General features: G+C 70.8%; 22 protein-coding genes and 2 pseudogenes. 9 read left to right on the forward strand and 15 right to left on the reverse strand.

Annotated elements, in window-relative coordinates; translation table 11 throughout:
* Window position 1 precedes the first annotated feature (1 nt).
* Window positions 2-901 carry a branched-chain amino acid ABC transporter permease gene (locus tag ABZT49_RS00625; protein ID WP_355281669.1) on the forward strand — a complete coding sequence of 300 codons (900 nt, stop codon included), beginning with the start codon at window positions 2-4 and terminating at the stop codon, window positions 899-901.
* Entirely contained in the window at window positions 898-1,386 is a 489-nt protein-coding gene (locus ABZT49_RS00630; RefSeq protein ID WP_355281671.1) for a GAF domain-containing protein, read from the forward strand. The genes ABZT49_RS00625 and ABZT49_RS00630 overlap by 4 nt, the downstream gene beginning before the upstream one ends.
* A gap of 66 nt (window positions 1,387-1,452) precedes the next feature.
* Here the strand turns inward: ABZT49_RS00630 and ABZT49_RS00635 are convergent, their stop codons facing one another.
* Both ABZT49_RS00635 and ABZT49_RS00640 read right to left on the reverse strand, forming a co-directional pair.
* Window positions 1,453-2,262 (reverse strand): TIM barrel protein, encoded by an 810-nt coding sequence (locus tag ABZT49_RS00635; RefSeq protein ID WP_355281674.1) that lies wholly within the window; start codon window positions 2,260-2,262, stop codon window positions 1,453-1,455.
* A 14-nt stretch (window positions 2,263-2,276) separates the two neighbouring features.
* Window positions 2,277-2,969 carry a GntR family transcriptional regulator gene (locus ABZT49_RS00640; protein ID WP_355281677.1) on the reverse strand — a complete coding sequence of 231 codons (693 nt, stop codon included), beginning with the start codon at window positions 2,967-2,969 and terminating at the stop codon, window positions 2,277-2,279.
* A gap of 421 nt (window positions 2,970-3,390) precedes the next feature.
* Between ABZT49_RS00640 and ABZT49_RS00645 the strand changes: the two genes are divergently transcribed.
* Together ABZT49_RS00645 and hpaH are read left to right on the forward strand one after the other, a co-directional pair.
* On the forward strand, window positions 3,391-4,275 hold the full coding sequence (locus ABZT49_RS00645) for a dioxygenase (RefSeq protein ID WP_355281680.1): 885 nt from the start codon (window positions 3,391-3,393) through the stop codon (window positions 4,273-4,275).
* Between the two features lie 28 nt (window positions 4,276-4,303).
* On the forward strand, window positions 4,304-5,086 hold the full coding sequence (hpaH, locus tag ABZT49_RS00650; protein ID WP_355281683.1) for a 2-oxo-hept-4-ene-1,7-dioate hydratase: 783 nt from the start codon (window positions 4,304-4,306) through the stop codon (window positions 5,084-5,086).
* Between the two features lie 28 nt (window positions 5,087-5,114).
* Here the strand turns inward: hpaH and ABZT49_RS00655 are convergent.
* From ABZT49_RS00655 to ABZT49_RS00690, 8 genes and pseudogenes are all read right to left on the reverse strand, one after another.
* Window positions 5,115-5,306 (reverse strand): annotated as a pseudogene (locus ABZT49_RS00655) (hypothetical protein); the annotation flags it as partial.
* A 210-nt stretch (window positions 5,307-5,516) separates the two neighbouring features.
* Window positions 5,517-5,876: a hypothetical protein gene (locus tag ABZT49_RS00660; protein WP_355281686.1), complete on the reverse strand. Its 360-nt coding sequence runs from the start codon at window positions 5,874-5,876 to the stop codon at window positions 5,517-5,519.
* Window positions 5,877-5,922: 46 nt separating this feature from the next.
* Window positions 5,923-6,207: a hypothetical protein gene (locus ABZT49_RS34250; protein WP_407943412.1), complete on the reverse strand. Its 285-nt coding sequence runs from the start codon at window positions 6,205-6,207 to the stop codon at window positions 5,923-5,925.
* A gap of 179 nt (window positions 6,208-6,386) precedes the next feature.
* On the reverse strand, window positions 6,387-7,217 hold the full coding sequence (locus ABZT49_RS00670) for a heme ABC transporter ATP-binding protein (RefSeq protein ID WP_355281689.1): 831 nt from the start codon (window positions 7,215-7,217) through the stop codon (window positions 6,387-6,389).
* Entirely contained in the window at window positions 7,210-8,277 is a 1,068-nt protein-coding gene (locus ABZT49_RS00675) for an iron ABC transporter permease (RefSeq protein WP_355281691.1), read from the reverse strand. Before ABZT49_RS00675 ends, ABZT49_RS00670 begins: the two co-directional genes overlap by 8 nt.
* On the reverse strand, window positions 8,270-9,172 hold the full coding sequence (locus ABZT49_RS00680) for an ABC transporter substrate-binding protein (protein WP_355281694.1): 903 nt from the start codon (window positions 9,170-9,172) through the stop codon (window positions 8,270-8,272). The genes ABZT49_RS00675 and ABZT49_RS00680 overlap by 8 nt, the downstream gene beginning before the upstream one ends.
* Before the next feature lie 5 nt (window positions 9,173-9,177).
* Window positions 9,178-9,375 carry a hemin uptake protein HemP gene (hemP, locus tag ABZT49_RS00685; protein ID WP_355281697.1) on the reverse strand — a complete coding sequence of 66 codons (198 nt, stop codon included), beginning with the start codon at window positions 9,373-9,375 and terminating at the stop codon, window positions 9,178-9,180.
* Between the two features lie 442 nt (window positions 9,376-9,817).
* Complete coding sequence (locus ABZT49_RS00690) at window positions 9,818-11,242, reverse strand: phosphomannomutase (RefSeq protein WP_355281699.1); 1,425 nt, start codon at window positions 11,240-11,242, stop codon at window positions 9,818-9,820.
* 765 nt (window positions 11,243-12,007) lie between these two features.
* On the opposite strand from ABZT49_RS00690, the gene ABZT49_RS00695 reads away from it, so the two are divergent.
* The 5 genes from ABZT49_RS00695 to ABZT49_RS00715 all read left to right on the forward strand — a co-directional run bounded on the left by ABZT49_RS00695 (window position 12,008) and on the right by ABZT49_RS00715 (window position 17,857).
* Entirely contained in the window at window positions 12,008-12,949 is a 942-nt protein-coding gene (locus ABZT49_RS00695; RefSeq protein WP_355281701.1) for a DMT family transporter, read from the forward strand.
* Window positions 12,950-13,568: 619 nt separating this feature from the next.
* Complete coding sequence (locus ABZT49_RS00700; RefSeq protein ID WP_355281764.1) at window positions 13,569-15,686, forward strand: M48 family metallopeptidase; 2,118 nt, start codon at window positions 13,569-13,571, stop codon at window positions 15,684-15,686.
* A complete protein-coding gene (locus ABZT49_RS00705) occupies window positions 15,683-16,192 on the forward strand; it encodes a hypothetical protein (protein WP_355281704.1) in 510 nt (169 codons plus the stop codon). Before ABZT49_RS00700 ends, ABZT49_RS00705 begins: the two co-directional genes overlap by 4 nt.
* A 135-nt stretch (window positions 16,193-16,327) precedes the next feature.
* A complete protein-coding gene (locus ABZT49_RS00710; protein ID WP_355281707.1) occupies window positions 16,328-16,807 on the forward strand; it encodes a hypothetical protein in 480 nt (159 codons plus the stop codon).
* Between the two features lie 6 nt (window positions 16,808-16,813).
* Window positions 16,814-17,857, forward strand: a complete 1,044-nt coding sequence (locus tag ABZT49_RS00715) for a zinc ribbon domain-containing protein (protein WP_355281709.1) — start codon at window positions 16,814-16,816, stop codon at window positions 17,855-17,857.
* Between the two features lie 19 nt (window positions 17,858-17,876).
* On the opposite strand, the pseudogene ABZT49_RS00720 reads toward ABZT49_RS00715, so the two are convergent.
* The 5 genes and pseudogenes from ABZT49_RS00720 to ABZT49_RS00740 form a co-directional block, all read right to left on the reverse strand.
* Window positions 17,877-18,098 (reverse strand): annotated as a pseudogene (locus ABZT49_RS00720) (helix-turn-helix domain-containing protein); the annotation flags it as partial.
* A gap of 246 nt (window positions 18,099-18,344) precedes the next feature.
* A complete protein-coding gene (locus ABZT49_RS00725; RefSeq protein ID WP_355281711.1) occupies window positions 18,345-19,181 on the reverse strand; it encodes an alpha/beta hydrolase-fold protein in 837 nt (278 codons plus the stop codon).
* A gap of 24 nt (window positions 19,182-19,205) precedes the next feature.
* Complete coding sequence (locus ABZT49_RS00730; protein WP_355281714.1) at window positions 19,206-21,500, reverse strand: TonB-dependent siderophore receptor; 2,295 nt, start codon at window positions 21,498-21,500, stop codon at window positions 19,206-19,208.
* A gap of 163 nt (window positions 21,501-21,663) precedes the next feature.
* Window positions 21,664-22,545, reverse strand: a complete 882-nt coding sequence (locus ABZT49_RS00735; protein ID WP_355281717.1) for an AraC family transcriptional regulator — start codon at window positions 22,543-22,545, stop codon at window positions 21,664-21,666.
* Between the two features lie 467 nt (window positions 22,546-23,012).
* The gene (locus ABZT49_RS00740; protein WP_355281720.1) at window positions 23,013-25,238 is read right to left on the reverse strand and encodes a TonB-dependent siderophore receptor; all 2,226 of its coding nucleotides are present in this window, start codon (window positions 25,236-25,238) and stop codon (window positions 23,013-23,015) included.
* Window positions 25,239-25,290: the final 52 nt, after the last annotated feature.

Genomic DNA, 25,290 nt, shown 5'->3' on the forward strand with positions numbered 1-25,290 from the left:
GATGCTGACCTACCTCCTCTTCGCCCTCGTCATCGGGTCGATCTACGCGCTCCTCGCGCAGAGCCTGATGCTGTCCTGGGGGCTCGCGGGCCTCGTCAATCTCGGGCTTGCCGGCCTCTTCGCGGTGGGCGCCTACGCCTCGGCCATGGCGACGACCTGGGGTCACGCGCCGATCCCGGTGGGGATCGCCTTCGCGATGGTCGCCGGCGGCGCCGTCGGCCTCGTCGTCTGCTTCTCGACGCTCAAGCTGCGGGACGACTACCTCGCCATCGTGACGCTGGGCTTCGCCGAGGTGGTGCGGGTCGTGGCCTCGAACGAGGTCTGGCTGACCGGCGGGACCGACGGCATCCCGGGCGTGCCCGTGATGGTGCCGCGCGACCTCGGCCTCGGCTTCCATGCCGGCACGCTCGCCATCGTGCTCGCGGCGGTCGCCCTCGTCTACGCGCTCCAGCGCCGCCTGCTCGCCGCGCCCTGGGGCCGGACGTTGCGGGCGATCCGCGAGGACCAGATCGTGGCCTCGGTCGCCGGCAAGAGCACCGTGCGCTTCAAGGCCCAGGCCTTCTGCATCGCCTCCGCGATCGCGGCGCTCGCCGGCGCGCTCTACGGCCACTACACGAGCTACGTCGCGCCGGACCAGTTCCAGCCGCTGGTCACGATCTACATCTTCCTCGCGGTGACCGCCGGCGGCAACGCCCGCCCGGCCGGTGCGGTGATCGGCGCCTACGCCCTCGTCGCCTTCCTGGAATCGACGCGCTTCCTCGCCGAGCTGGTGCCGGGCCTCGCCCCCGTCCAGGCGGCGGCCTTGCGCGAGATCATCGTCGGCCTCGGCCTCCTCCTCGTCCTCAGCGTGCGGCCGAACGGCATCCTGCCGGAGCGGTCCCAGAAGGCACCCGCCCGATGAACGATTGGCTCGATCCCCTCACCGCCGTCGCCGAGGCCCTGGCACGGGACGCGCGCCCCGAGGCGGCCTTCGCGGCCGTCGAGGGCGCGCTCCAGACCCTCCTCGGCCACCGGCTCTTCACCGTGCTCCTGTGCCGGCCCGGCGACGAGGTCGAGCGCGCCTACTCGTCGGACCCGGTCAACTATCCCCTCGGCGGCCGCAAGCGCTTCGCGTCGACGCCCTGGGGCGAGCTGGTGCTCCGGCGCCGCCAGCCCTTCCTCGGTCCCGACCGGGCGGCACTCCGCTGGGCCTATGCCGACCACGCCCTCATCGAGAGCCTCGGGCTCGGCAGCGCCATGAATGTCTGCGTCGAGCACGGCGGCGACCTCCTCGCCGTGCTCGCTCTCCTCCACGAGGAGGGGCACTTCCACGATTCGCGCCAGGTCGCGACCGTGCGGGCGGTGACGCCGTTCCTGATTCCGGCCCTGCGCGCGCTGCGCGGCTGATACGACGTCCGGACGAGTGCGTCCGGACGTCGTCGCGTCATTCCGGGGCCGCGGGAGCGCAGGCCTTCAGCCGGCGAGCAACCGTCGGGCCGCCGCCAGGTTCGCCCGCACATGCGCCTCCGGCGAGACGGTCCCGGTGATCGGCACCTCGATCGAGAGGGAAGCCGTGTGCGGCAGGGCCGCGATCAGCGCCCCCAAGGGCAGCGCCCCCTCCCCCGGCGGCAGGCGCCCCGCCCGTGCCTCCTGGATGACGGCATCCGTCGATCGCGGCCTCGCGGCGGGTGCGTCGCAGAGCTGTGCGTGGCGGATGAGGCCGGGCGGCACGGCGCGCACGTCCTCGGGCGATCCGCCGGTTCGGGAGAGGTGGAGCGCGTCGACGAGGACGCCGCCATTCGGCCGGGCGGCGGCCTCGACCACCCCGACGGCATCCGGCAGGCTGGCCACCCGGCGCCAGGCCATGCATTCGAGGTCCACCCCCATGCCGAACCCGGCCGCGAGATCGCAGAGTTCCGCGAACCGGGCGACGAGGCGCGAACGGTCGGGATCGTCGCCGCACACGCTCAGGCGCCGGGCGCCGAGCCCCGCGGCGGCCTCGAGGATGCCGGAGAGCGAGGCCGGGACGAAATCCTCCCCGATGGTGATGAACTCGATGTCGTGGACGCGCATGCCCTCGTCGGCGAGGGCCCGCCGCATCGCCCGGAAGGCGTCGGTCCCGGTCGGCAACTCGTAGAACGGAGCACCCGGGAAGGCCGGGGAGAGCCGCAGGCCCACCGACGCGCAGCCGGTCCGGCCTGCGAGCCGGACGAGATCGACGGGCGGCACCCCGATGCAGGTGAAGTGGGCGAGGCCGAGCGGCCAGTCGGGAGAGGCGTGCATGGGGGCTCGGGACATCAGGGGGCGAGCCTGTCGGCGAGGTGCCGCTGCAGGTTGGTGCCCGTCCGGTGGATGTGCTCGCGCAAGGAGTCACAGGCGAAGTCGGCGTCGCGCGCGACCGCCCCTTGCGCGATCTCGCCGTGCTCGTGGGCGACGTCGCGGTCGCCGCCGGGCGTCCGGCGCAGGAACGAGCGGCGGTAGCGGTCGTTCAGGTTCAGGAGCACGCTGCAGAACCGGACCAGCAGCGGCATGCGGCAGCCGGCGATCAGCGTGAGGTGGAACTCCCGGTGATACGCCTCCCACCGCTCCAGCGTGTCGGGCTGATCCGGGACGCGCTCGATCCGGTTCATGCGGTGGAGCGCGCGCATCACGTCGCCCTCCCAGTCCACGGTGCCGATCGCGATCGCCTGGCGCAGGGCCAGGACCTCGAATTCCTCGCGCAGCCGCGTGATCTCCGCCAGGTTCGACAGCGAGACCGGCGCGACGCGGTAGCCGCGATTGTCCTCGAACACCACGAGCCCGTCGGCGATCAGCCGGGCCAGGGCCTCTCGGAGCGGGCTCAGCGAGACCTGGAAGCTCCCACGGGCGCGCTCCAGGTTGATCTTGCTGCCCGCTTCGAGCTGGCCGGACACGATCGCCTCGCGCAGCCGGTCGACGAGCTGGCTCGCCATCGTGTTCTTGCCGTCGTCGACCAGGGCGAGGCCCGGCATGGCCGATGCGGGAACAGGCTGGATCCCGTCCCGGTCACGTGCAGCGCGTCGCCTCCTGGCCTCGGTCAAGGCGCACTCCCTCCGAGACGACGGCTCGCCTCTTCATCGATGATCCGTATGAAAAACGATTTTTTCTGTCAATCGTGATGGTGCTGCCCGTGCGGAGAGACGCCGGAGGGCGCGACCGCGTCCCGGCCGTGCCGCCGGCTCTTACCGTCGCGGGCCGGCTATTCGAAGGACATCCTTCCGATCCCGGAATGCATGTGCCGATCCACCGACCATGACCGTGCGCCTGCCGGCGAGCGACCCGACGCAGCCCCGCCCGGCTCGTCACGGCATGTCGGCATCCATCGCAGACAATCGTTTCTTGACCGATAATCGATGATATGGGACCAGGGTCGAGTGTGAGGGAGGCAGGACCATGCGCATCGAGCGCCAGCAGGACGTGACGCCGGCCGTTCTGGAGGTCATGGCGCGGACCCGCGACCCGCGCCTGCGCGAGATCATGACCTCGCTCGTCACCCACCTGCACGGCTTCGTCCGCGACGTGCGCCTCACCGAGGCCGAGTTCCGCGACGCCACCGCGATCCTCAACGAGATCGGGGCGCTCGCCTCCGACACCCACAACGAGTTCGTGCTGATGGCCGGCTCGCTCGGCGTGTCGTCCCTGGTCTGCCTCCTCAACAACGGAGACCACGGCAACACCGAGACCTCGCAATCGCTGCTCGGGCCGTTCTGGCGCCTCAACGCGCCGCGGGTCGAGAATGGCGGCACGATCGTGCGCTCCGACACGCCGGGCGACCCGCTCTTCGTCGATGCCCGCGTGGTCGACGGCGAGGGGCGGCCGGTCGCGGGCGCGGAGGTCGATATCTGGCACGCCTCGCCGGTCGGCCTCTACGAGAACCAGGATCCCGAGCAGGCCGAGATGAACCTGCGCGGCAAGTTCACCACCGATGCCGAGGGCCGGTTCCGGTTCCGCTCGGTGATGATGATCGGCTACCCGATTCCGACCGACGGGGTCGTCGGCCGGCTGCTGGCGGCGCAAGGCCGCCACCCGATGCGCCCGGCCCACCTGCATGCCCTGATCGTCAAGCCGGGTTTCAAGGTGCTGATCTCGCAGGTCTACGACGCGAACGACCCGCACATCGCGTCCGACGTGCAGTTCGGGGTGACCAAGGCCCTCGTCGGTCACTTCGTGCGCCATGACGGGCCGCATCCGGACGCTGCGGCGCCCTGGTTCTCGCTCGACTACACCTACGTCATGGAGCCCGGCGAAGCCGTGCTGCCGCGTCCGCCGATCAAGTGAACCCGACATTCCCCCGGAGCGAACAGCCGTGCTGAGCGACGACGACCACCGCAAGGCCGCCGAGGCCATCCTCAGGGCCGAGCGCGAGCGGGTGCCCTGCCCGCTTCTCTCCAAGACCTTTCCCGGCATGGAGATCGCCGACGCCTACCGGGTCCAGGACCTCTGGGCCGAGGCGCGGCTCGCCGCCGGCGCGCGCCTGGCCGGCCACAAGATCGGCCTGACCTCGCGCGCGATGCAGATGGCCTCGAAGATGACCGAGCCGGATTACGGCCGCATCCTCGACGACGCCCTGTTCAACGACGGGGCGCAGATCCGCACCGACCTGTTCATCAAGCCGCGGCTCGAGGTCGAGCTCGCCTTCATCATGGGCGAGGACCTGTCGGGACCGGGCTGCCGCATCTACGATGTGATGCGGGCGACCGAGTTCGTGGTTCCGGCCCTCGAGATCATCGACTACCGGACCGAGGTGCCGCGGGCGATCGTCGACACCATCGCCGACAACGCCGCGTTCGGCGCCATCGTCGTCGGCGGGCGCACGATCCGCCCCTTCGACGTCGACGTGCGCTGGATCGGCGCGACCTTGTCGCAGAACGGCATCATCGAGGAATCCGGCGTCTCGGCCGCCATCATGGGCCACCCGGCCGCCGGCATCGCGTGGCTCGTCAACAAGCTCGCGGCGGTCGATGCGGGGCTCAAGAAGGGGCAGATCGTGCTCGGCGGCTCGTTCACCCGCCCCGTCGACATCAGGAGGGGCGACGTGATCCAGGCCGATTACGGCCCCCTCGGCGGCATCGGCGTTTCCTTCGTGTGAGGCCGTAACGGCCCTCCCTGCCGGAATAGGCGTAGGGGCCGATCGCCTCCAGGGCGACCTTGTGGATCCCGCGCTGCTTGAGCGTCGAGATCAGCTTGGTGATGCCGGTCTCTGTACTGTCCTTACGTACCGGCTTGGCGGCCGGGAAGAAGCCGAGATCAAGGAAGTGCTTGCCGACATCGATGCCGGCTACACTGGGGATGGTAGCACTGTGTGACATGGGTGATCCTGTCCTGTACGCGGGCGCCTGCACGAGGCAGGGCCCGATCGACTGTTCGGAGCATCCATCAGGACATCCGAGATCAGGCCGGAAGGCGATCGTGCGGCCATCGCCGTTGAGCGACATTGGACGCAGACCGGGAAACCGTGAGACTGCCGGATGCCCCCGCCGTAGCAGCCTACGGCCACACATCAGGTGCAGGACATCGTATCACGGGTTGGCCTGGGCGGTCTTGCAGGTGACGGCGGGCTTGCTCCTCTCGGACCAGGTCACCTCGCGTCCCCGGCCGCGCAATTCATGGCCCGCATCGCTGTACCGGAAGCCGTCACCGCTCTGCAGGCTCGGCAAGGTGACCGCCGGCCCCGCGGATGGACGAACGAGAGCGGGAGCCCGCGGCTCACCCATCGCGAACTCGACCACGAGCGTGAGATCACCTGGACAGGCGAAGGTGACGCGCTGAGTCGAAGGCGATGTGGCCTGCGCAGGAGGCGACAGGAGATCCCCGCCGATCGGTACTGCGGCGATGGTGAGTGCGAACCAGACGCAGGATCGTGAACTACGCTTCGCCATGTCGTCTCCTTGCCCCATCGATGTCGAGACGAGAGGATACGTACGACTAGCCGCACACGGTATAAGGCGCCACCGCCTGCGACTGCGGCCCGGTGAGCGGATCGCTCGGCGAGGGCTCGGTGTCGACGAGCAGCCAGTCGTGGCCCAACCCCGTCACGGCCTCGGCGGCGCAGGAACCCATCGGGCTGGTGTCGAGGGCGATCGGCGCCTCCGACGGAATGGTCGCGGATGGCGGGGCCGCGATCTGCGCGTGGGCGGATCCGAGGCAGAGGAGCGAGACACTGACCCGGAGACCGGGTCGGCACGACGGGAGGGTACGGCGGGAGATCATCACCAGTTCCGCGAGGCAGGGCGCAACGTCGAAGAGTTGGCTGGCTGGCGGAGGGCTGGCTGGCTGGGACTCTTCATGCGAGCCCGGTTGCGTCGGCGTCAACGCGTGCCGCGAAGAACAGGATTAGTCTCGCTCGAACCTACGATGGCGCGGGTTCGTAGAGATTCCAGAGTGGTCGTCTAACCTGCCGTGGAGTTGCCGTCGGGCAACATACGGGCCGGCAGGAGGAAGGGCTTGCCGCCGGCCGGGACCCGTCCGACGGGCCACCTCACGCCGAAGACAGCGCGGATCAGGTCGTCGCGCAGGATCTCGCCGGGGGCGCCGCGCGCGACGAGCCGGCCGCCGTCGAGCACCAGCAACGTGTCGGCGTAGGCCGCCGCGAGATTGAGGTCGTGCAGGATCGCCACCACGCCGACACCCGTGCGGCGCAGGCCGTCCACGGCCTCGAGGATCGCGCCCTGATGGCGCAGGTCGAGGCTCGCCGTCGGCTCGTCGAGGAACAGCACCTGTCCCGCTGCCATCGTGCGGCCCGCCGCCAGTTGGCAGAGCACGCGCGCGAACTGCGCGCGGGCCTGCTCGCCGCCCGAGAGGCTCTGATAGGAGCGCCCGGCGAGGTGCAGGATGTCGGCCTGCCTCAGGGCTTGCTCCAGCAGCGCATCCCTGTCCCGGCGGTTCAGCCCCCGGCCGATCCCGTCGAGGCCGATGCGCGCCACCTCGGCGACCGCGAACGGAAAGGCGATCCTCGTCTGCTGGGGCAGCACGGCGCGCAAGGTCGCGAGGCGCCAGGGCGGGATCCCGGCGACCGCCTCCCCCGCGTACGCGACGCTGCCCGATGTCGGGCGCAGTTCCCCGCAGAGGAGGCGCAGCAGGGTGGATTTGCCGGCGCCGTTCGGCCCGATCACCACCTGCAGCGTACCCGGCTCGACCGTCAGCGAGACGCCATCGACCAGCATCGTGTCGCCTGCCGCGAAGCCGAGGTCGCGGCAGGCGAGGAGCGGCGGCTCACCCATCGAGGCCTCGGTGTCCGGAGACGAGCAGCCACAGGAAGACGGGCGCCCCGACGAGCGCGGTGACAATCCCGATCGGCAGCTCGGCCGGGGCCACGACGAGGCGCGCCGCGACGTCCGCCAGGACGAGCAACGCGCCGCCCAGAAGCGCGGCGGCAGGCAGGAGGCGGCGATGGTCGGGTCCGATGACGAGGCGCAGCGCATGCGGCACCACGAGCCCGACGAACCCGATGACGCCGGCCGCGGCGACGCCCGCGCCGACGGCTACGGCGACGAGCAGTATCGCCGCACGCTTGAGGCGCTCGACCGGAACGCCGAGGTGAAAGGCCTCCGCCTCGCCGAGGACCAGGGCATTGAGGCCGCGCCCCAGGAAGGGCACGGCGAGGAGAACCGGCAGGATCGCCGGAGCCGTCGCCGCGACCTTGGTCCAGCTGGCCCCCCCGAGGCTGCCGAGCGACCAGAAGGTAAGGTCGCGCAGCTGCCGGTCGGTGCTGGCGAAGACCAGGAGCCCGGTCATCGCCCCGGTGAGCGCTCCGAGGGCGATGCCGGCCAGAAGCATCGTGGCGACCGAGGTGCGCCCGGACCGGGTCGCAACGCCGTAGAGGACGAGTGTCGCGGCAAGGCCGCCCAGGAACGCCCCGGCCGGCAGGGCCGCGTAAGGAAGCGGTCCCGGAAGGCCGACGCTGCGCAGGGCGCCGTCACCCAGCACGATGATGGTGGCCGCCGCGAGGCCCGCCCCGGCCGAGACGCCGACCAGCGCCGGGTCGGCCAGGGGGTTGCGGAACAGCCCCTGCATCAGCGCGCCGGAGACGGCGAGACCCGCCCCGACCATCAGACCCAGAAGCGTCCGGGGCAGGCGGATGTTGAGGATGACGAGGGCATCACGCGCGAGAGCCGGATCGGCGCCCGTGCGCGTCACGAGATCGAGGATGCGCGCCGGCGGGATTGGGACCGCCCCGACGCCGACGGAGAGGAGAGCGACCGCGGCGACCAGCCCGAGGAGACCGGCGACGACCAGGGCGCTCCGCCGACGGGCCCGCCCCGGCGCCTGGATCTCAATCATGGGCCGGATCGCGGGCCAGATCTCGGGCCAAGTCGGGGTAGACCGCCCGCATCAGGGTCCGCGCGGCTTCCGGGGTTCGCGGGCCGAACCCGAGCAGGGTGAGGCCGTCCATCGCCACGAGCGCGCGCCGGGCGGCGGCCGGCGTCTGGCCGAGCGCCGTGCCGGGCGCGAAGACGGTGTCCGGGCTCGGCGCCTCGGCCCCGTTCTGCATCATCACCACGGCATCAGGCGCCGCCGCGAGGATGGCCTCGTCGGTGATCGGCTTGTAGCCGTCGAAGCCCGTCGCGGCATTGTCGATCCCGGCGAGCGCCAGGATGCCGTCGGCGCTGCTGTCGCGACCGCCGACCATGATGCGGCCGTTCGCGACGGACAGGATTATCAGCGCCCTGGCCCGCCGGTCGAGCCGGGCGCGCCGCTGCGCCAGCTCCGCGAACCGGGCGCCGACCTTCGCCGCAAGCCTCTCGGCCGCCGGCGCGAGGCCGGCGAGGTTGCCGATGGTCAGGATCTTGTCGAGGACGCCCTCGGGCGTCGGCGGCTCCTTGACGATCGACACCGGGACACCGGCCTCCCGCACCAGGGCGAGGACCTCCGGCGGCCCGGCGCCCTCCGCGGCGATGACGAGGTCCGGCCCGAGGGAGAGCAGCCCCTCGGCCGACAAGGCCCGCTGGTAGCCGACATTCGGCTTCTCGCGCAGGGCCTCGGCCGGGAAGAGGCTCGTCGTATCGACCGCCACCACCCGTTCGGCGGCGCCGAGCCGGTAGAGGATCTCGGTGACGGCGCCGCCGAGCGAGGCGATGCGGTCGGCAGGACTGGCTGCCCGTGACGCGCTCGGAACGACGGCGAGGACCGCACCGGCCAGAAGGGTGCGTCGGCTCCACCATGGCGGATTGGGCATGATCGTCATTTCGTGAGGATCAGCTTGTTGTTGGCGGTGACCCGGAGTCGATAATGCTCGCCGGCATGCAGGATCGTCACCTCGCGGGTCCCGCTCATGAGGACGGCCGGGACGATCGTAACGGCCGCCTCCGCACGCCGTGCGCGCGCGCTGCCGTCTCGATCGCCGCACGCGCGACCGGCACCATCCTCTTGTTTCGTCATGTCGTAAACTTCAAGACACCCCGTATTTGAAATATTCTATTTCAAATACGGGTACGTTGCTGATGGTCAGTCCTATGAGACATTCCTCTGCCGTACAAGGCGCGTTCCACTGGGGCTGCCGACGTCACGCCCCCATCTGGATGGCGGACCGCCCGCGGCTGGAGCGGGGTGTCGCCAGGTCGAGACCGGTGCGCCCCGGCGGCGTGGACGGCGAGGCCCCAGTGTCCGCGGCACCGGGCCATCGGCACGGTCACGAGGTCGTTCGCCGCCGCCCGGTCCGCGGAAGCCGATGACGCCGCCTCGTCGGCCCGCCTCCGGCGCCATCGCGGGGACGCGCAGGACGAGGACCGTGCCCTCGCCCTCCCCGGTCCTCACCGCGATGTCGCCACCGGGCGGCCGGGCGAAGGCACGGCTTGCCTGCCGGTCGGAGCCGGATCGGACGCTACTTTGCGGTGCCGTCCATCACGCTCGCCGCGGCCGCGAGACCCCACCGAACGAGATCTTCGGCGTCGCCGGCCGATTTCGCCTCCGCGTAGCACCGGAGTTCCGGTGCGTTGCCCGACGCCCGGAAGTGGATCGTCCGATCGCCGTCGAGCCCGATCCTGATCCCATCCTGCTCGTCGACCGCTTGCGGCGATCCGACAGGGCGCAGGAAGTCCCGGCGGAACGCCTCGTCCTTGAGCTGCCCGAGGAAGGCGCCGCTTCGCTCGGCCGCGATGTTCTGAAGCCGATTGCTCGCGGTCTCGCCCACATCGAGCGCGACGACGAGATCGGCCAGCGGCATGGCGGCCTGCCGGGCGGCGGCCAAGGTCGCGAGGATCGGCAGGACCGCGTCGCGCGTCGGCAGGCCGGGAAGGATGTTGCCGCCGATCGGGCTGTCCGATCCGAGCAGGAACCCGCCATTGGCCTCGAAGCCGCAGACGACCTTCGACCCGTCCCGCCGCGCCTGCTCCATGCCGGCGATCACGAAGGGGGATCCGACCTTGGTGCGCAGCACGCGCTGAAACCCACCCGCGCGCTCGATGGCGGAGCCGGCCGTCACGGGCACGACGACGGCGTCGGCGCCGAGGTAGCGAGCCGTGATGAGCCCGAGCACGTCCCCGCGCACGATCCGGCCGGCGCCGTCGGCGAGCAGGGGGCGATCGGCATCGCCGTCGGTCGTCACGAGGGCGTCGAACGCGCTGGATGCCATGACGTCGCGGATGAACGCGACGTCCTCCGGGCGATGGGCCTCGGTGTCGATCGGAACGAACGTGTCGGATCGGCCGATCGACACCGTGTCGGCGCCGAACCCGGCGAGCACGTCGACGAGCAGGTCGCGGGCGACGGAACTCTGCTGGTAGACGGCGATCTTCAGGCCGGACAGGATGTCCGCCGCGAAGGCGTCGAGGTACCGGCGGCGATACCGCGCGATCGCGCCCGGCTCCTGCTCGGCCGGGACGTCGGGAGGAAGAGGAGCGCCGGTCGCGACGTCGCCGAGCGCCGCCAGGATCGCGGCTTCGTCGGCCTTGGTGATCTCGCCTTCGGGCCGATAGAATTTCAATCCGTTGCGGTCTTCCGGGATGTGGCTGCCGGTGACCATGACGGCACAGCATCCGCGACGCCGCGCCTCGAGCGCGAGGGCGGGGGTCGGCAGCGGGCCGCAATCGATCGCCGTGAGGCCGGCGGCGGCCGCCGCCGTGGCGACGGTCGCGGCGATCCCCGCGCTGCTGTTGCGCAGGTCGCGCCCGATCACGACCTCGCGGCTGGCCCCGGCCTCCTTGCCGACCGAGGCGAAGAACGCGGCGGCGTAGGCGAAACTGGCCTGTCCGACGAGATCCGTCACGAGGCCGCGCAGTCCGGACGTTCCGAATTTCAAACTGCTCATGTGTCTTCAACTCGCTGGACGATGCGAGACCGCTCCGGTCGGGATGTGCCGGTGCTCGGACTCACAGCGCGTGTGAATGCCCCCGCCCCCTTATCACAAGGACGTTGCCGGGGCCTGTTGCCGGCGCGAATCAGCGATCCGTCGACGAGTCGTTGGCCATACCCGCCGCGCTTGCCGCCTCCCGCCGGAGCCGGCTCATGATCCTCGACGCCCGTGCCCTCACGCTGAGAGCCTGTTTGACTGGCCTCTACAGACTGATCACGCTCCGCGTCATTCCGGGGCCGCGTAGCGGAGCCCGGAATCCAGAACCGCAGATGGTATAGGACAAAGCTGACGCCTATCCGCCTCGTTCTGTACGACCTGAGCGTCTGGATTCCGGGCTCCGCTGCGCGGCCCCGGAATGACCCTGAGGGTGGAAAGAGAGTTGAGAGAGTCAAACGGACTCTGAGGCGGCCCGAGGCTCTTCGTCGTTCATGGACGAGGTCCGGCTCGGGCCGCAGGGTGCCGCGGCCGTCGCTGGTGATGCGGGGCGGCGTCCGTCAAGACTTGATTGCGCGCCGCTCACGGACGCGGCCGATCCCGATCGTCGCGATGGAGTGGGCGGCCTCGACCGCGTATGGCAATGGACCGGCAGCCAGGATGCATCGGGGGATCCGATCGGTCGCCGTGGCCCGGCCGATGGGGCGCATGAGAGCCGCGAACCGGCCGACGATGCCCGATGGCCTTCTGCTGCGAGACAAGGACCAGGGGTAGGAAACCGTGGCTGTGAGTTTGGGTCGTGCCGCCGTGCCCGTGGGCGCCATCGGCGGCATCGTGATGATGCTCCTCGGCGTGCTGTTCTTCGCGTTGAACGACACGATGGGCAAATGGCTGCTCGGCACCTACGCGGTCGGTCAGCTCATGCTCGTGCGCAGCATCTCCGGCTTGTGCGTGATGGCGCCCGCCATCCACCGGGTCGGGCTCGGCGGGTTCCGCGACGCACCGCGCCCAGGGCTGCAGCTGCTGCGAGCGGCGTTCTCGACGCTCGAAGCGTCGCTCTTCTTCTGGGGCGTCAGCACGCTGCCGCTGGCCGAGGTCATGACCTACTACATGGCCGGTCCGATCTACGTCACCGCCCTCTCGCCCCTGCTGCTCGGCGAGCCTGTGGGCTGGCGCCGCTGGGCGGCCATCGCGGTGGGTTTCTGCGGGGTCGCCCTCGCGCTGCACCCCTCACCCGGCTCGCTGTCCACCGGCGCGGTCTGCGCCCTCGCCGGCAGCTTCTTCTATGCGCTGTTCCTCATCACCACACGCAAGCTGGCGGCTGTTCCCGGGACCGTTCTGATGACGAGCCAACTCGTGTCGTCCTTGATTTTCGGGGCGGCGCTCGTGCTCGCCTATGGCTGGACGTCGACCGGACTCACGGACTTCGCGCTGATGCTCCTGCTCGGCGTCGGATCGCTGCTCGGCAACCTCTGCGTGAACCAGTCCCTTCGGCTGGCGCCCGCGACGACGGTCGTGCCGTATCAGTACACGTTGATCCTCTGGGGCATGCTGTTCGGCTACCTCTTCTTCGGCGAAATGATCGGCCCGCTCACACTGGCCGGCGCCGGCATCATCGTGGCCAGCGGACTCTTCATCTTCCTGCGCGAGCAGCAATTGGGGCGGACGTCGAAGGCCCGTCTCGCGCTCTCGGAGCCGACAATCGCGAAGTTGCATGATCTCGACTGAGCGACGCGCGCCGAGCATCTCCGGCCGCGTGGACGATGAGGGAAGAGCGGCGGGCCGTCTATGACGCCCGATCACGCAGCTTGCATCCGCATATTCGTCCGACCGATACCGCGGCGTGGAGGACGGGCACCGTCTGGTCGGGGAGGATCCCGGGCGGCGGTGGCCGGTTGCCCGCCTCGTCGCGGTCGATCGCGGAGGTACGCCGGGTCTCGTCCCGGGAGCGGGCGGATCTGTCGCGATTGCACTTGGCCCGGATCGGACCCGGTGCGCCATCGCCGGCCCACTGCATCGGCGTGGGTAGCCCAACCGCTGGGAAGGCCTCCACTGCTCTACCCGCAGACCGGATGAGAAACATCTGGTTGACCTGCGCACTCATACCGGTAGAAATCCTGCCACCAGCCGAGACGTCGGGCGCGCTGCACCCGATCTTCGACCTCTTTGTGGGCGCTTCGACCGACGCACAGTCGATGGCATGGCCCCGTCGTCTTGCAATCGTCTGACGCATCTCGCGTCGCGTCGGCAGCTGATCTCGCGCGCCCAGGAGGTGACCATCCCCGAGGCAACGATCCCGCACGCGCCCTCGCGACCGAGAGCCTTCGCCGGCCTGATCGCCGCCACCGTGCTGCTGCCGCTCGTCATCCTGCTCGTCGGCCTGTGGGAGCGGCAGCGCGGCGCCGATGACTGGGCCGAGTTCGCTGCCGAGCACGACCGCCTCGCCAGGGTCGTGGCGGATCTCGAGGCGCGCACGCCGCGCGACGGGCGCCCCGATTACCGCCTGCAGTTCCGCCACGACGGCAAGTCCTACGGCGGGCCCCTCGCCGTGGTGAAGGCGCGCGAAGCCCGCGACGGGGCCGGAACGCTCGTCGCCGTGATGGAGTGGCGCCGCCGGCTGCCGCCGGTCGCGATCGCGGGCGGCGGGATCGCGGCCGGGCTGTCCCTCCTCGTGCTGCTCGCCGGGGCGTCGCTCGGGCGGCTCGGGCGCGGTTCGCGCGACGCGCTGGTGCGCGGCTTCTCGCTGGTGCGCCGGCTCCTCCCGGCGACGCTGGCCGCCCAGATCCTGGCGGCGACCCTCGGCTTCGTCGCCGTCGTCGTCTTCGAGGCGGGGCTGCTCGTCCAGGGCGGCCTCTCCGGCGACGGCATGAAGCTCCTCGGCGTCGCCGCCGTCGCGGTCGGCGCCACGCTCCTCGCGGCGGGCGGGGCCCTCCTCGGCCTGCGCCGCGCGCTCGGTGCTTTCGCGCCCGACCCGCTGACGATCCTCGGCCGGCCGATCGTGCCCGCCGAGGCGCCGGGCCTGTGGCGCCTCGTCGAGGGGCTCGCCGGGCGGATCGGAGCGCTGAAGCCCGAGGCGGTGGTCGTCGGCCTGACGGACGGCTTCTTCGTCACCGCCGGCCCGGCGGCGCTGGAGCCCGGCGGCGCGCGGCTCTCCGGCCGCATCCTCTACCTGCCGCTGCCCCACCTCGCGCTGATGCGCGGCGACGAGATCGCGGCGGTCATCGCCCACGAGCTCGCGCATTACGCCGGCGGCGACACCGCCTACAGCCAGCGCTTCCTGCCGATCTATGCCGGGGTCGCGCGCTCGCTCGACGCGGTAGCGGCGCGCGAGCGCCACGCCCTCGGCCTGCTCGGGCCGTCGCTGCGGCTCGGCCGGTTCGTGATGGAGCGCTTCCACCTCGCCGTGCGCCACTGGAGCCGGGTGCGCGAGTTCGCCGCCGACGCCGCGGGAGCCGGGGTGACGTCGCCCGAGGCGGCGGCCCGGGCGCTCCTGCGCAGCGGCGCGGTCGCCCCCCGCATCGCCGAGACCCTCGCGGCGGCGGCCGAGGCGCCGGACGCGGCACCGCCCGACCTCGTGGCGGCCGTGCTCGCGCGCACCGTCGATTGCGGCCTCGACGACCCGGCCCGTCACCTGGAGGCCGAGCAGGCCCACCCGACCGACACCCATCCGCCGACCCGGGAGCGCATCGCCGCCCTCGGCCAGGCGCTCGACCCGGACCTCCTGAGCGCCGCCGGCCTCACCCCGCCGCCGCACGCCATCGGACAGCTCGCCGCCTACTTCGCCGATCCCGCCGGCCTGTGCCGGGCGGCGAGCGCGGATTTCCTCGGCGCGGTGCGCGCCCGCGACGCGGCCTTCCGCGCCGAGCTGGAAGCGAGGGCCGCTGAGATCGGCCCCGAGGAGCGGGTGCTGCGCGCGAATCATCGGCCCCGCGGCCTCGTGCTCGCGGCCGCCGGCGGCCTCTTCGCCCTGGCGGCCCTCGCCATCGCCGTGCTCGGCATCCCGGGGATCCTGCCCCGGGAGGCCACCGTCGTCCTCGCCACGGCGCTCGCCCTCGCGATCCTCATGGGCGGGGCCGGGGCCTTCATCCTGTCGCGGGGCGAGCCGGTCATCCTGGTCCTGAGGCCCGAAGGCCTGGCCGCGCCCGGGCTCGACCGGACGATCGCCTGGGACGACATCGCCGACCTCGACCTGACGGGGAACCATACCGGCCTCGTCCTGCGTGTGCTGCTGCCCCCGGCGGTGCCCTGGCCGCAGCGGCGGCCGGGCCGCCCCGCCGCGAAGCTCGATCCCAAGCGCCGAATCGTGACGCTGCCGCTTCCGATGCCGCGGGGGCTGAACCTGCGGAGCTTCGCCGGGCTCATCGCCACGTACCAGGTGGCGGCGCGCGCCCGGACGATCCTCGCCGGCAACGCCACGCCCGCGACGGCAACCGAGCCTGCCCGAGAACCGGAGAGGACCCCATGACCGGAACACCCGAGACCGCCTCGTCCTACCGCCCGGACGCCCTGCGGCTGCCGCCCCGGGGGCATGGCTGGATCAACACCTTCTGGGTCCTGTTCGGCGTGGTGGCGCTCGGGGGCATCCTGGTCGCCGGCGCGGTCTACACGGCGCCGGCCGTGATCTCGGACTGGCAGGTCCGCGCCGCGGCCCGGCCCGCCCCCGAGGCCCGGGTGAGCGAGGGCAAGTGCAGCGCCAAGCTCGTCATCCACATCTGCGACGCGACCCTCAGCCTGCGCACGAAGGCCGGGACCGTGACGCGGCGGGTGAACTACGTCTTCTCCGGCCTCCATGCCGGCGATTACCGCGTCGGGGTGATGGCCGACCCGGCCCGGCCGGACCTCGTCACCACCGATCTCGGCCTCGACCGGCTCTGGAATCGGACGATCACCCTGCTGGTGGGCATGGGGGCGATCGCGGCCTGCATCATCGGCGCGCTGCTCTCGCTGATCCGCGCTCGGCGCACGGCCTGAGTCCGGTGCGTGCGGCCCGGGCCGGCGAAACCGGGTCTGCACGACGCATGCCCCATCGGAGCCCGGAACGACGCGGCTGCCCGGCGCGCGTCGGACACGATCGGTCGGGCCATCCATCATGAGGAGTTCGGACACATGATCATCTGGTCAGGCTGGGGCATGCTCTCGGCGCTCATCGCGGCCGCGGGCCTCGTCGGCAGCGTGCTCCTCGATCCGGCGCTCGCGCGCATCGGCATCCCGACGCCGACCGGGGTCGTCCTCGTCTGGATCGTCGCGGCGGCCTTCAACTGGTGGCTCGGCACCCGGCTCAACAACCGCCCGGGTCGCGAACTCGTCGATCCGCGCACGGGACAGATCGTGATCCTGCGCCGGCGCCACACCTTGTTCTGGATCCCGATGCAGTACTATTCCGTGCTCATGGTGCTGCTCGGCGCGCTCTCGGTGCTCGGCGCCCTGCATGGCGGCTCTCCAAGACGCAAGGCCGGCCAAGCCGCACGGGCGTCCATCCCCGCTGCCGGCGCCCCGCTCCTCGCCGCGTCGCCGGACACGGCGCCTGCCGCCTGGCCGCAAGGGCGCCGCGAGGCCGGATGGATGTCGATGCGCGGCAGGGGCTGAACCGGCATGCGCTCCGCCTCTCGCCTTCCGGAACGCTGGTTCAACCTCGTTCTCTGGCTCATCGCCCTCGCCTTCGCGGTTTTCCTGATCGGTCTGGGGTCGCTCGTGGTCGGCGACCTGCCGCAGGTCGAGCAGCGCTACACCCTGGACCAGTTCCTCGACCGTGATCCGGCTGCGGCCTCGGCCGAGACCCTGAAGCGCCTCCAGCGTGAGCAGGAGGATGTCGGACGTCGGGCCGAGCAAGCCCGCCTCGCCCTGGAGGCGGCGCAGTCGGCCTCCCGCGCCGCCCGCGAGACCTTCGGCAACTGGTTGCAGACCCGTGATGCGACCCAACGCGTCGATCAGGATCCGGGCCTGATCGCGCGGACGGAGCAGCTCGACCGGCTGAAGGCGGGCGAGCGCGCGGTGGAGGAGCAACTCGACGACTTGAACAGGTCGATGCTGGCGCTCGCCGACCAGGAGACGGCGCAGCGGCGGATCGACCAGGATCTTCGTGCGGCCGCGCAAGGCAGGCTCGATGCGGCCGAGAGAGGCCAGGAACTCCGGGTCTTTGCCTATCGCCTGGTGCTGACCCTGCCGCCCCTCGCCCTCGCGGGCTGGCTCCTGATCAAGCGGCGGCACACGCGCAACTGGCCCTTCGTGTGGGGTTTCGCGCTGGCCGCGACGTTCGCGTTCTTCGTCGAACTCGCTCCCTACCTGCCGAGCTATGGCGGCTACGTGCAGTACGGGGTCGGCGTCGCCCTGACCTTGGTCCTCGGGCGCGCGGCCATCAACGCGCTGCAGGCCTATCAGGAGCGGCAGCGCGCGGCGGAGGCACGACCGAACGAGGAGCGTCGCACGCAGATCGCGACCGACCAGGCGCTGCAACGCCTGGCCAAGCAGGTCTGTCCCGGCTGCGAGCGGCCCGTGAACCTCGCGAATCCGGACGCAAATTTCTGTCCGCATTGCGGCATCGGGCTCTATGAGCAATGCTCCGCATGCAGCCATCGCAAGAGCAGCTTCGAACGCTTCTGCTACGCCTGCGGCGTGTCGAATGAGCCATTGCCGTGAAGGCCCGGTTCGGCGCTGCGCCACGATCCCCCGGATCGGCGTAGCGCTGTTGCCAGCGCCAGACAGCCGGTCGGCTGACGCCCGCCTGGTGGGCGACGTCGAGGACGGAGAGGCGCTCGGCCGAGAGCAGGATGATGCGGGCGCGCCGGATGTGCTTGAGGGGCCGCGCCCGATCGGCGACGATGGCGGACAGGTGCGCCAGGTCGGCGGCGCTGGGGATCACGCAGACAGTCCGAGCCATGCCTCAGACTCGCACGGCTCACGCCTGCCGTGAATCATCTGAATGCGTCCATGCACTGGAAACCGAGATCGTCCTGCCGGATTTCCGATCGGGGATCGATGCCGCGGCTCCGCAACGACGCCGGCGGCGCGCTTGCCCGCGGCCGTGTTCCCGGCCGAGCAGGCGCATCACGGGGGCGGTGTCGCGCCGAGGGTGCCCGTGCAGGTCGATCACCGCGACCGGAAGACCGGCCGCCGCGACCGCGCGTCAAACGGTGCATCGAGTGGCCCCGGGAGGGGCGAGGAGGAAGGGCAGCGCGCGGCCGAGCGCGACGGGGACCACCGAGGCGTGGTTCTCGTCCTCGAAGACGTGGAAGCGGATGTCGGCCCCCGTGCCCGCCCGCCTCCGCAGGCCTTCGGCGGCGGCCCGGGCATTGGCAACCATCGCGCGGTCTTCGAGGCCACCCTCGGCGGGCGAGGCCGACCGCGCCGAGCGCTGCTCGAGGGCACCGACCGCGATCATCAGCCGGACGGCGTGCGAGAGCGGCGCCGCGCTCCAGGCCCGCACCAGGGCCCGGTCGTCGAACCACAGCGACGGGCTGGCGGCCGCGTAGGCAGCGAAGGCCGAGGGCCGGGTCAGGACGGCGTGGAGGACGAAGAGGCCGCCGAGCGAGTGCCCGAACAGGGCGCGGCGCTGGCCGGAGAGGCGGAAGCGGGCCTCGACCATCGGGGCGAGTTCGCCGGTGAGGAAGTCGAGGAAGGCCTCCGCTCCCCCGGTCTCCCGGTCGTTCCCCGCCTCACCGATGCGAGGAGGCGTGAAATCGTAGAGGCGCCGCGGCACGTCCACCACGTCGTCCGTCGGATAGCCGATGCCGACGGCGACCGCCGGGCCCACGCCGGTGACGTCAGGCCGGCGCGCCCGCATCCGCAGGCTGTCGACGAGCGTGCCGAACCAGGCATTCCCGTCGAGGAGGTAGACGGCGTCCCAGCCGTCCCGCGGCATCGGCGTGTCGGGCCAGGCGAGGAAGATGCGGTAGGGCCGGCCCGACCGCGAGCGGATGTCCCACCGCTCGGTATTGGGCAGTTGCACGGGAGTCGGGAGCACGGGCTCCCCGCATGTCGGCATGGCTCACCAGCGATAGGACACGGTGGCGAGGATCGTGCGGCTCGTCCCGTAGAAGCACTGGTTGGCCGAGGCGCAGGCCGAGACGTACTGCTTGTCGAAAAGGTTGGTGGCGTTCACGGCGGCGGTGAGCCCCTTGAGCGACGGGTTCACGGCCCCGAAATCGTAGTGGACCTGGGCGTCGGCGAGCAGGACGCCCGGCACCTTGTAGGCGGCCGAGTTGATCGCGTCGCCGAACGAGGAGCCAATGTAGCGCAGGCCGCCGCCGAAGCCGAAGCCGCGCCACGCTCCGCTCTGGATGGTGTAGTCGCCCCAGCCGCTGATCGTCTGGTCCGGCACGCCGACCGGGCGCTTGCCCCGCACCGCGACCCCGTCCGTCACCACGGAGCTGCGGGTGACGGTGACGTCGGCGTAGCCATAGGCGGCGATCAGCGCGAGGCCGGGCAGCGGCGAGGCCTTGGCGCTGAATTCCACGCCGCGCGAGTTGATCGCGCCGGTCTGAACCTGGCAGACGGTGGCGCTGCATCCGGTCACCGCCGTGTTAGTACCCGTATGTGCCGTGTCGGTGGTGAGGACGTTGTATTGCGTGAGGTCGAAGGCCGCGACCTGCAGCAGGGCATCGACGCCCGGCGGCTGGTACTTGAGGCCGGCCTCGACCTGCTCCGCGGTCGTCGGCCGGAACGCCACGCCGCCGAACCCGGTCCCCGCCTGCGGCTCGAACGACGTCGCGTAATCCGCGAACGGCGCGAGGCCGTTCTCGAACTGATAGAGCAGGCCCACGCGCCAGGTCGTCGCCTCGCTGTCCGTCCTGGCGAGCGTCGTGCGGCCGGTGGACAGGGTCGTGGTCTGCGCCCGGTTGCGCGCCCAGTCATGGCGCAGGCCGACCTGCAGGTTCCAGTTGCCCCACTGGATCTGGTCCTCGCCGTAGAGGCCGAGCTGGCTGTTGTCCTGGCGCTGCTCGGTGGTGATGGTGGGCGCCGTGAAGGCGCCGTAGGCGGCGGTGAGGTAATTGACGTAGCTCGTCGTCCCGGTGCCGTAGCGGGCCGTCGGCCCGGTCCAGAGATAGCCCAGCCCGGTCAGCACCGTGTGCTTGAGCGGGCCGGTCCAGACATGCGCCTCCGCCTCGTTGTCGAGGGCGACCGCGTCGAGGCTCTCGACGTAGACCTGCGGCGTGCGGGCGAGGCACAGGTTGGTCCGGCCGCCGCAGAGGGAGGCGGCCGCGAAGGCGCTGCCGCTCGCCGGGACCGAGAATGCCTTGAAGTCGGTGTCGAGGTGGAAGTAGCGGAAGTTCTGGCGCAAGGTCAGCGCGTCGTCGACGGCGTGCTCGAACTGATAGCTGAAGGCCGATTGCTCGCGCCGGAAGCTGTTGTAGAGCGGGTTGCCGCTCTGGAAGGTGAAGGGGATCTGGCCGTTGGGGTTGCGCAGCAGGGTGCCGAGAGCCGGCATCCAGTTCGACTGGAAGCTGTTGGGATCGCGCTGATAGAGGCCCTGCACCGACAGGGTCGTGCCGGCATCCGGGCGCCAGGTCAGCATCGGAGCGATCATCACCCGCTGGTCGGCGCTGTCCTTGACCGCGTTGTCGGTGTCGCGCGCGAGGCCGATCAGCCGGTACAGCAGGCGCCCCTCCGGGTCGACCGGCCCGCTCAGGTCGAAACCGCCCTCGGCGTGCCCGAAATTGCCGATCCGGGTGATCACCTCGTTGGTGGGCACCGGGAGCGGGCGCTTGCCGACGAGATTGACGAGGCCGCCGGGATTGGACTGGCCGTAGAGCACGGAGGCAGGCCCGTGCAGCACGTCGATGCGCTCGAGGAGGTACGGCTCGATCGACGGGATCGCGTAGTTCACGCCCTTGGGCAGACGCAGGTTGTCGAGGAACTGCACGTAGCTGGCATTGCCGCCGAAGCCGCCGAAGCCGCGGATGAAGACGCTGTCCGAGCGGTTGCCGCTGCGGGTCTCGGCCGCGAGGCCGGGCTCGTAGCGCAGGGCCTGGCTCACGGTGAGCGAGGCCTGCGCCTCGATCTGCGCGCGAGGCACCACCGTGATCGACTGGGGCGTGCGCGCGGTCGGCGTCGCGGTCTTCGTGCCGGTCGCCGTGACGGCCGGGGCGTAGTCTCCCGGAAGGATGCCGCCTGCCCCGTCCACCGAGATCGCGTCCAGCGCGATCTCCCCGACCGGCGGGGCAGGCTCGGCCCGGGCAACCGCACCGGGAAGCGAGGCGAGCGCGCCACCGAGCAGGAGCAGCGTCGGCCAAGCCTCGCAACGAGCATGTGACCCGCGGCGCGGATGTGAGATGTGCGGCACGTTCGTCGTTCCCGGATGGGGGCCTCGCAGGTTCGAGCGTCGTCGAACACCCGCAGGGCGCAGGGCCGCTCATAAGAAACGAGGGCCGATGCCGACAATTGCTGCGACTTTCGGGATCCAGACTTTCCCTTTCGGTCCGAATCGGAACAATTCCGATCTGACCTCAGCGCAAGTCGCGCGGCGAGACGCCGAAACGACTGCGAAACAACGTCGAGAAGTAGGCTGGTGTGTAGCCGATCCGGTAGGCCGTCTCGGCGACGCCGGTCTCACCCGCCGCCAGCAAGGTGTAGGCGAGCTGCAGCCGGTATTCCTGGAGGAATTCCGGGATGCCCGTCCCGAACAGGCGCCGGAACGCCAGACCGAGGGCCTTCGCGTTCAGGCCCACCATCGCGGCGAGCTGCGACACGACGAGGGGCTCGGCGTAGCGCTGCACCAGGATGTCCCGTACGGCGGTCGCGCGCTCGACCTCGCTCGCGGACAATCCGCGCCCGGCCTCCGACAGGCCGTCGGAGGGCAGGCAGCTCTCGATCGCGCAGGCCACGAGTTCAAGGCCCTTGCCGAGGAGGAACAGGTCGCGGGCCATGCCCTGGATCGGGCACACCATGATCTGCGCGGCGATCGAGCGCACGACGGCATCGGCGCCCGCGGTCAGGAAGGCAGGCGCGTGGCCACCGGCGTGCTGCGTCGCGCGCGCGAGCAATGCGTCGAAGGGGATGCCGGTATGGGACTGGGCGGCCCCGACCGACAGATGGACCAGGGCGTACCGGAAGGTCTGCTCCGGCGGAAAGACCTGCTCGCGGCGATGCGCCGAACTGCTGAGGATGAGGCTGACGGATGGCGCCTCGACCCGGATCGCGGGACGATCGTCGATCCGGCACGACATGCGCCCGTCGAGGGTCACCGCGACGGTCAGGCCTCTCTTGAAGGGTTCGATCACGCGCCGCTCTTCGACGAACTCGTTCTCGCCAGTCGAGATGACGAGCTCGCCGCCGAGCAACGGTATGAAATTTCTCGGCAGCAGGATGCTGTTGATCGGGGCCGACATCGCGTCACGGTCTTCATCGGCCCGCCCTCGTCAAGAAATTCAGGCTCGACTTAGAATGATATGAATGTGCAACACCGATCAGCCTACGGATTGATCCGCTCCGAGCTTTTGACGCTGCGCGGGTGAACCTACCGCATGGCGGGAACGGTCGATAGCCTTGATCTTCGACCTGCATTCCGAGGGCCGGGCGCCGGTCCCGCGCGTTTCGTCGGGCGTAGGGCTGACGGCGCACGGCTGCTGCCGCCGCGTCGACGGCCCATCGACGGCAACGCCTCGTCCCGTCGGCCTCTCCCGCCTCCCCCGGGCACATCAGCGTCTCCACGCCCTCAGCGGTGTGCATGCCGTCATCGCGGCGGCGATCGAACGGCTCGTCGCCGCCCGTCGCTCCGAACATCGGACGGTCGATCCCGCGCGCGGGGCAGACCGCCGACGCGGCCGGAAGGGGACGGGACTGCGCCGTCCCGCAATCACCAGCGGTAGCTCGCACTGGCGATCACGCGGCGCGCATCGCCGTAGTAGCAGGCATTCGCGGAGATGCAGGCGCTGACGTACCGACGATCGGCGACGTTGGTCGCGTTGACGGTGAAGCGCCAGCCGTCGCGGACGTAGTGCACCTGCGCGTCGAACAGGACGAAGTCCGGCACGGTCAGGGAATTGTCGACCGTGGCGTAGGACTTGCCGACGTAGCGCACGCCGCCGCCGAAGCCGAAGCCGGCCAGGGGGCCGGTCGGGATGGTGTAGTCGGCAAACAGCGACGCGAAGGTCTGCGGGACGCCGACCGGAATGCGGCCGATGCGGGCGGCCGAACCGTCGGCGACCGTCTTCAACTCGTAATTCGTGAACGACGCCGTGATGGCGAAGTCGGGCGTGACATTGGCCTGCAGCCCGAGCTCGACGCCGCGCGAGCGCACCGCGCCGATCTGGATCGTGTTGTTGACGTTCGCCGGGTCCGATGTCGACACGTTGGTGCGGATGAGGTCGAACACCGCGGCGGTGGCGAGCAGCGGCAGGCCCGGCGGCTGGTACTTGATGCCGGCCTCGTACTGGTCGCCGGTCTCCGGCTTGAACGGCTGGCTGTAGAAATCGACGCCGATCACCGGGTTGAAGAAGGTCGCGTAGCTCAGGTACGGCGCCAGCCCGAAATCGAAGTTGTAGATCAGGCCGTAGCGCTGCGTCCCGGCGGCGGCGTGCTGCTCGGTCGCGCCCCGGGTCAGCTTGTTGAAGACGTCGTTCTCGGTGAAGTCGCCGCGACCGCTGGCGACGAGGGTGAGCTCCGGCGTCAGCTTGATCTGGTCCTGCGCGTAGACGCCGAGCTGGTTGAAGAAGCTGCGCGTCACGGAATACGGGACCGCGAGCGGGGTCGGGACGCCGTAGACCGGCGACAGGATGTTGAACCGGAGGCCGGGCAGGTTCGCGGCGGTCGAGCTGCGCGCGTTCGTGCCGTCGAGGTCGGCCTGCTTGTAGTCGAGGCCCATCAGCAGGGTGTGGCGGAACGAGCCGGTATCGAAGTGGGCCTCGATCTGGGTGTCGACGTTGAACACGCCGGCGCGGCCCGAGGATTGCGAGCGGTAGCGGTTGAGCACCGTCTGGTTCGTGCCGGCGACGTAGCTGCCGAAGATCAGTGTGTTGTCGTAGGCCTCGGTGAAGGCGTAGCGCAGGTTCTGCCGGACCGTGAACACGTCGTCGAAGCGGTGCTCGAACTCGTAGCCGGCATAGGCCTGCGTGCGCCGGTAGCGGTTGGCCTCCGGGTCGTTGACGTTGAGGTTGAGCGGGATGCGCAGCCCGAGCGCCTGCGGCCGGACCGTGCCGACATACGGCAGGAAGCCGCCGATGCGGCCGCTCTCGTCGTGCTGGTAGCTCGTGAGCACGGTGAACGTCGTTGCGGCATCGGGCCGGTAGGTGAAGGACGGGGCGATGGTGCCCCGGTTGTCGTCCGTGCCGTCGAGCTGCGTCCCGCCGTTATGCCCGATGCCGGTCAGGCGGTAGAACCAGTGGCCGTCCGCGTCGGCGGGGCCGCCGAGGTCGATCCCGAGATATTTCTGCCCGAAGGAGCCGCCGCCGGTCTCGATGTATCGGAGCGGCTCAAGCGTCGGACGCTTGCTGATCAGGTTGACGAGGCCGCCGGGACCGCCCTGCCCGAACAGCACTGCGGCGGGGCCGCGCAGGATCTCGATGCGCTCGAGCCCGAACGGGTCGACCTGGAAGCCGGCAAAGCCGTAATTCAGGAGTTGCAGCGAGTTGAGGTAGAGGCCGGTGTCGTTGGCGGTGAAGCCGCGGATCAGGAAGAAGTCCTGGCGTGTGCCGGGTCCGTAGGTCCCGCCATAGACGCCGGGCACGTAGCGGAGCGCCTCCGCCACGGTGAGGTCGCGCTGGGCATCGAGCTGCTGGCGGCCGATGACGCTGATCGATTGCGGCGTCTCGATCAGGGGAGTGTTGGTCTTCGTCGCGGTCGCGGAGCGGGTCGCCACGTAGCCGTCGACCGGGCCGCGCGGATCCTCCGCGGCCGGGCCGCCGGTCCGGGCGGGGCCGCCCGTGCCCGAGCCGGCCACGGTGATCTCCTCCAGCGCCACGACCGGCTCGGACGATGCCGCCTGCGCGTGTGCGACACCGACCGGGGCCGCGAGGGCGCCGAGCGAAACGCCGGCGAGCGCGAGGCGGCGCAGGATGCGCGACGGCATCGGAGAGTCCTTCATGATGTCACCCCTCGTGCATGACGCGAACCGGCCGCGCTGTTCTTCGATGTTA

Origin of the sequence: Methylobacterium sp. EM32 (assembly GCF_040593685.1) — a bacterium.
Taxonomy (GTDB): domain Bacteria; phylum Pseudomonadota; class Alphaproteobacteria; order Rhizobiales; family Beijerinckiaceae; genus Methylobacterium.

Coding starts and splice junctions, on each gene's coding strand:
- ABZT49_RS00680 (WP_355281694.1), bottom strand. CDS start 9,172: ATGCCCAATCCGCCATGGTGGAGCCGACGCACCCTTCTGGCCGGTGCG.
- ABZT49_RS00735 (WP_355281717.1), bottom strand. CDS start 22,545: ATGTCGGCCCCGATCAACAGCATCCTGCTGCCGAGAAATTTCATACCG.
- ABZT49_RS00740 (WP_355281720.1), bottom strand. CDS start 25,238: ATGAAGGACTCTCCGATGCCGTCGCGCATCCTGCGCCGCCTCGCGCTC.
- ABZT49_RS00670 (WP_355281689.1), bottom strand. CDS start 7,217: ATGGGTGAGCCGCCGCTCCTCGCCTGCCGCGACCTCGGCTTCGCGGCA.
- ABZT49_RS00630 (WP_355281671.1), top strand. CDS start 898: ATGAACGATTGGCTCGATCCCCTCACCGCCGTCGCCGAGGCCCTGGCA.
- ABZT49_RS00625 (WP_355281669.1), top strand. CDS start 2: ATGCTGACCTACCTCCTCTTCGCCCTCGTCATCGGGTCGATCTACGCG.
- ABZT49_RS00715 (WP_355281709.1), top strand. CDS start 16,814: ATGCGCTCCGCCTCTCGCCTTCCGGAACGCTGGTTCAACCTCGTTCTC.
- ABZT49_RS00660 (WP_355281686.1), bottom strand. CDS start 5,876: ATGGCGAAGCGTAGTTCACGATCCTGCGTCTGGTTCGCACTCACCATC.
- ABZT49_RS00690 (WP_355281699.1), bottom strand. CDS start 11,242: ATGAGCAGTTTGAAATTCGGAACGTCCGGACTGCGCGGCCTCGTGACG.
- ABZT49_RS00675 (WP_355281691.1), bottom strand. CDS start 8,277: ATGATTGAGATCCAGGCGCCGGGGCGGGCCCGTCGGCGGAGCGCCCTG.
- ABZT49_RS34250 (WP_407943412.1), bottom strand. CDS start 6,207: ATGATCTCCCGCCGTACCCTCCCGTCGTGCCGACCCGGTCTCCGGGTC.
- ABZT49_RS00645 (WP_355281680.1), top strand. CDS start 3,391: ATGCGCATCGAGCGCCAGCAGGACGTGACGCCGGCCGTTCTGGAGGTC.
- ABZT49_RS00635 (WP_355281674.1), bottom strand. CDS start 2,262: ATGCACGCCTCTCCCGACTGGCCGCTCGGCCTCGCCCACTTCACCTGC.
- hemP (WP_355281697.1), bottom strand. CDS start 9,375: ATGACGAAACAAGAGGATGGTGCCGGTCGCGCGTGCGGCGATCGAGAC.
- ABZT49_RS00640 (WP_355281677.1), bottom strand. CDS start 2,969: ATGCCGGGCCTCGCCCTGGTCGACGACGGCAAGAACACGATGGCGAGC.
- ABZT49_RS00705 (WP_355281704.1), top strand. CDS start 15,683: ATGACCGGAACACCCGAGACCGCCTCGTCCTACCGCCCGGACGCCCTG.
- ABZT49_RS00710 (WP_355281707.1), top strand. CDS start 16,328: ATGATCATCTGGTCAGGCTGGGGCATGCTCTCGGCGCTCATCGCGGCC.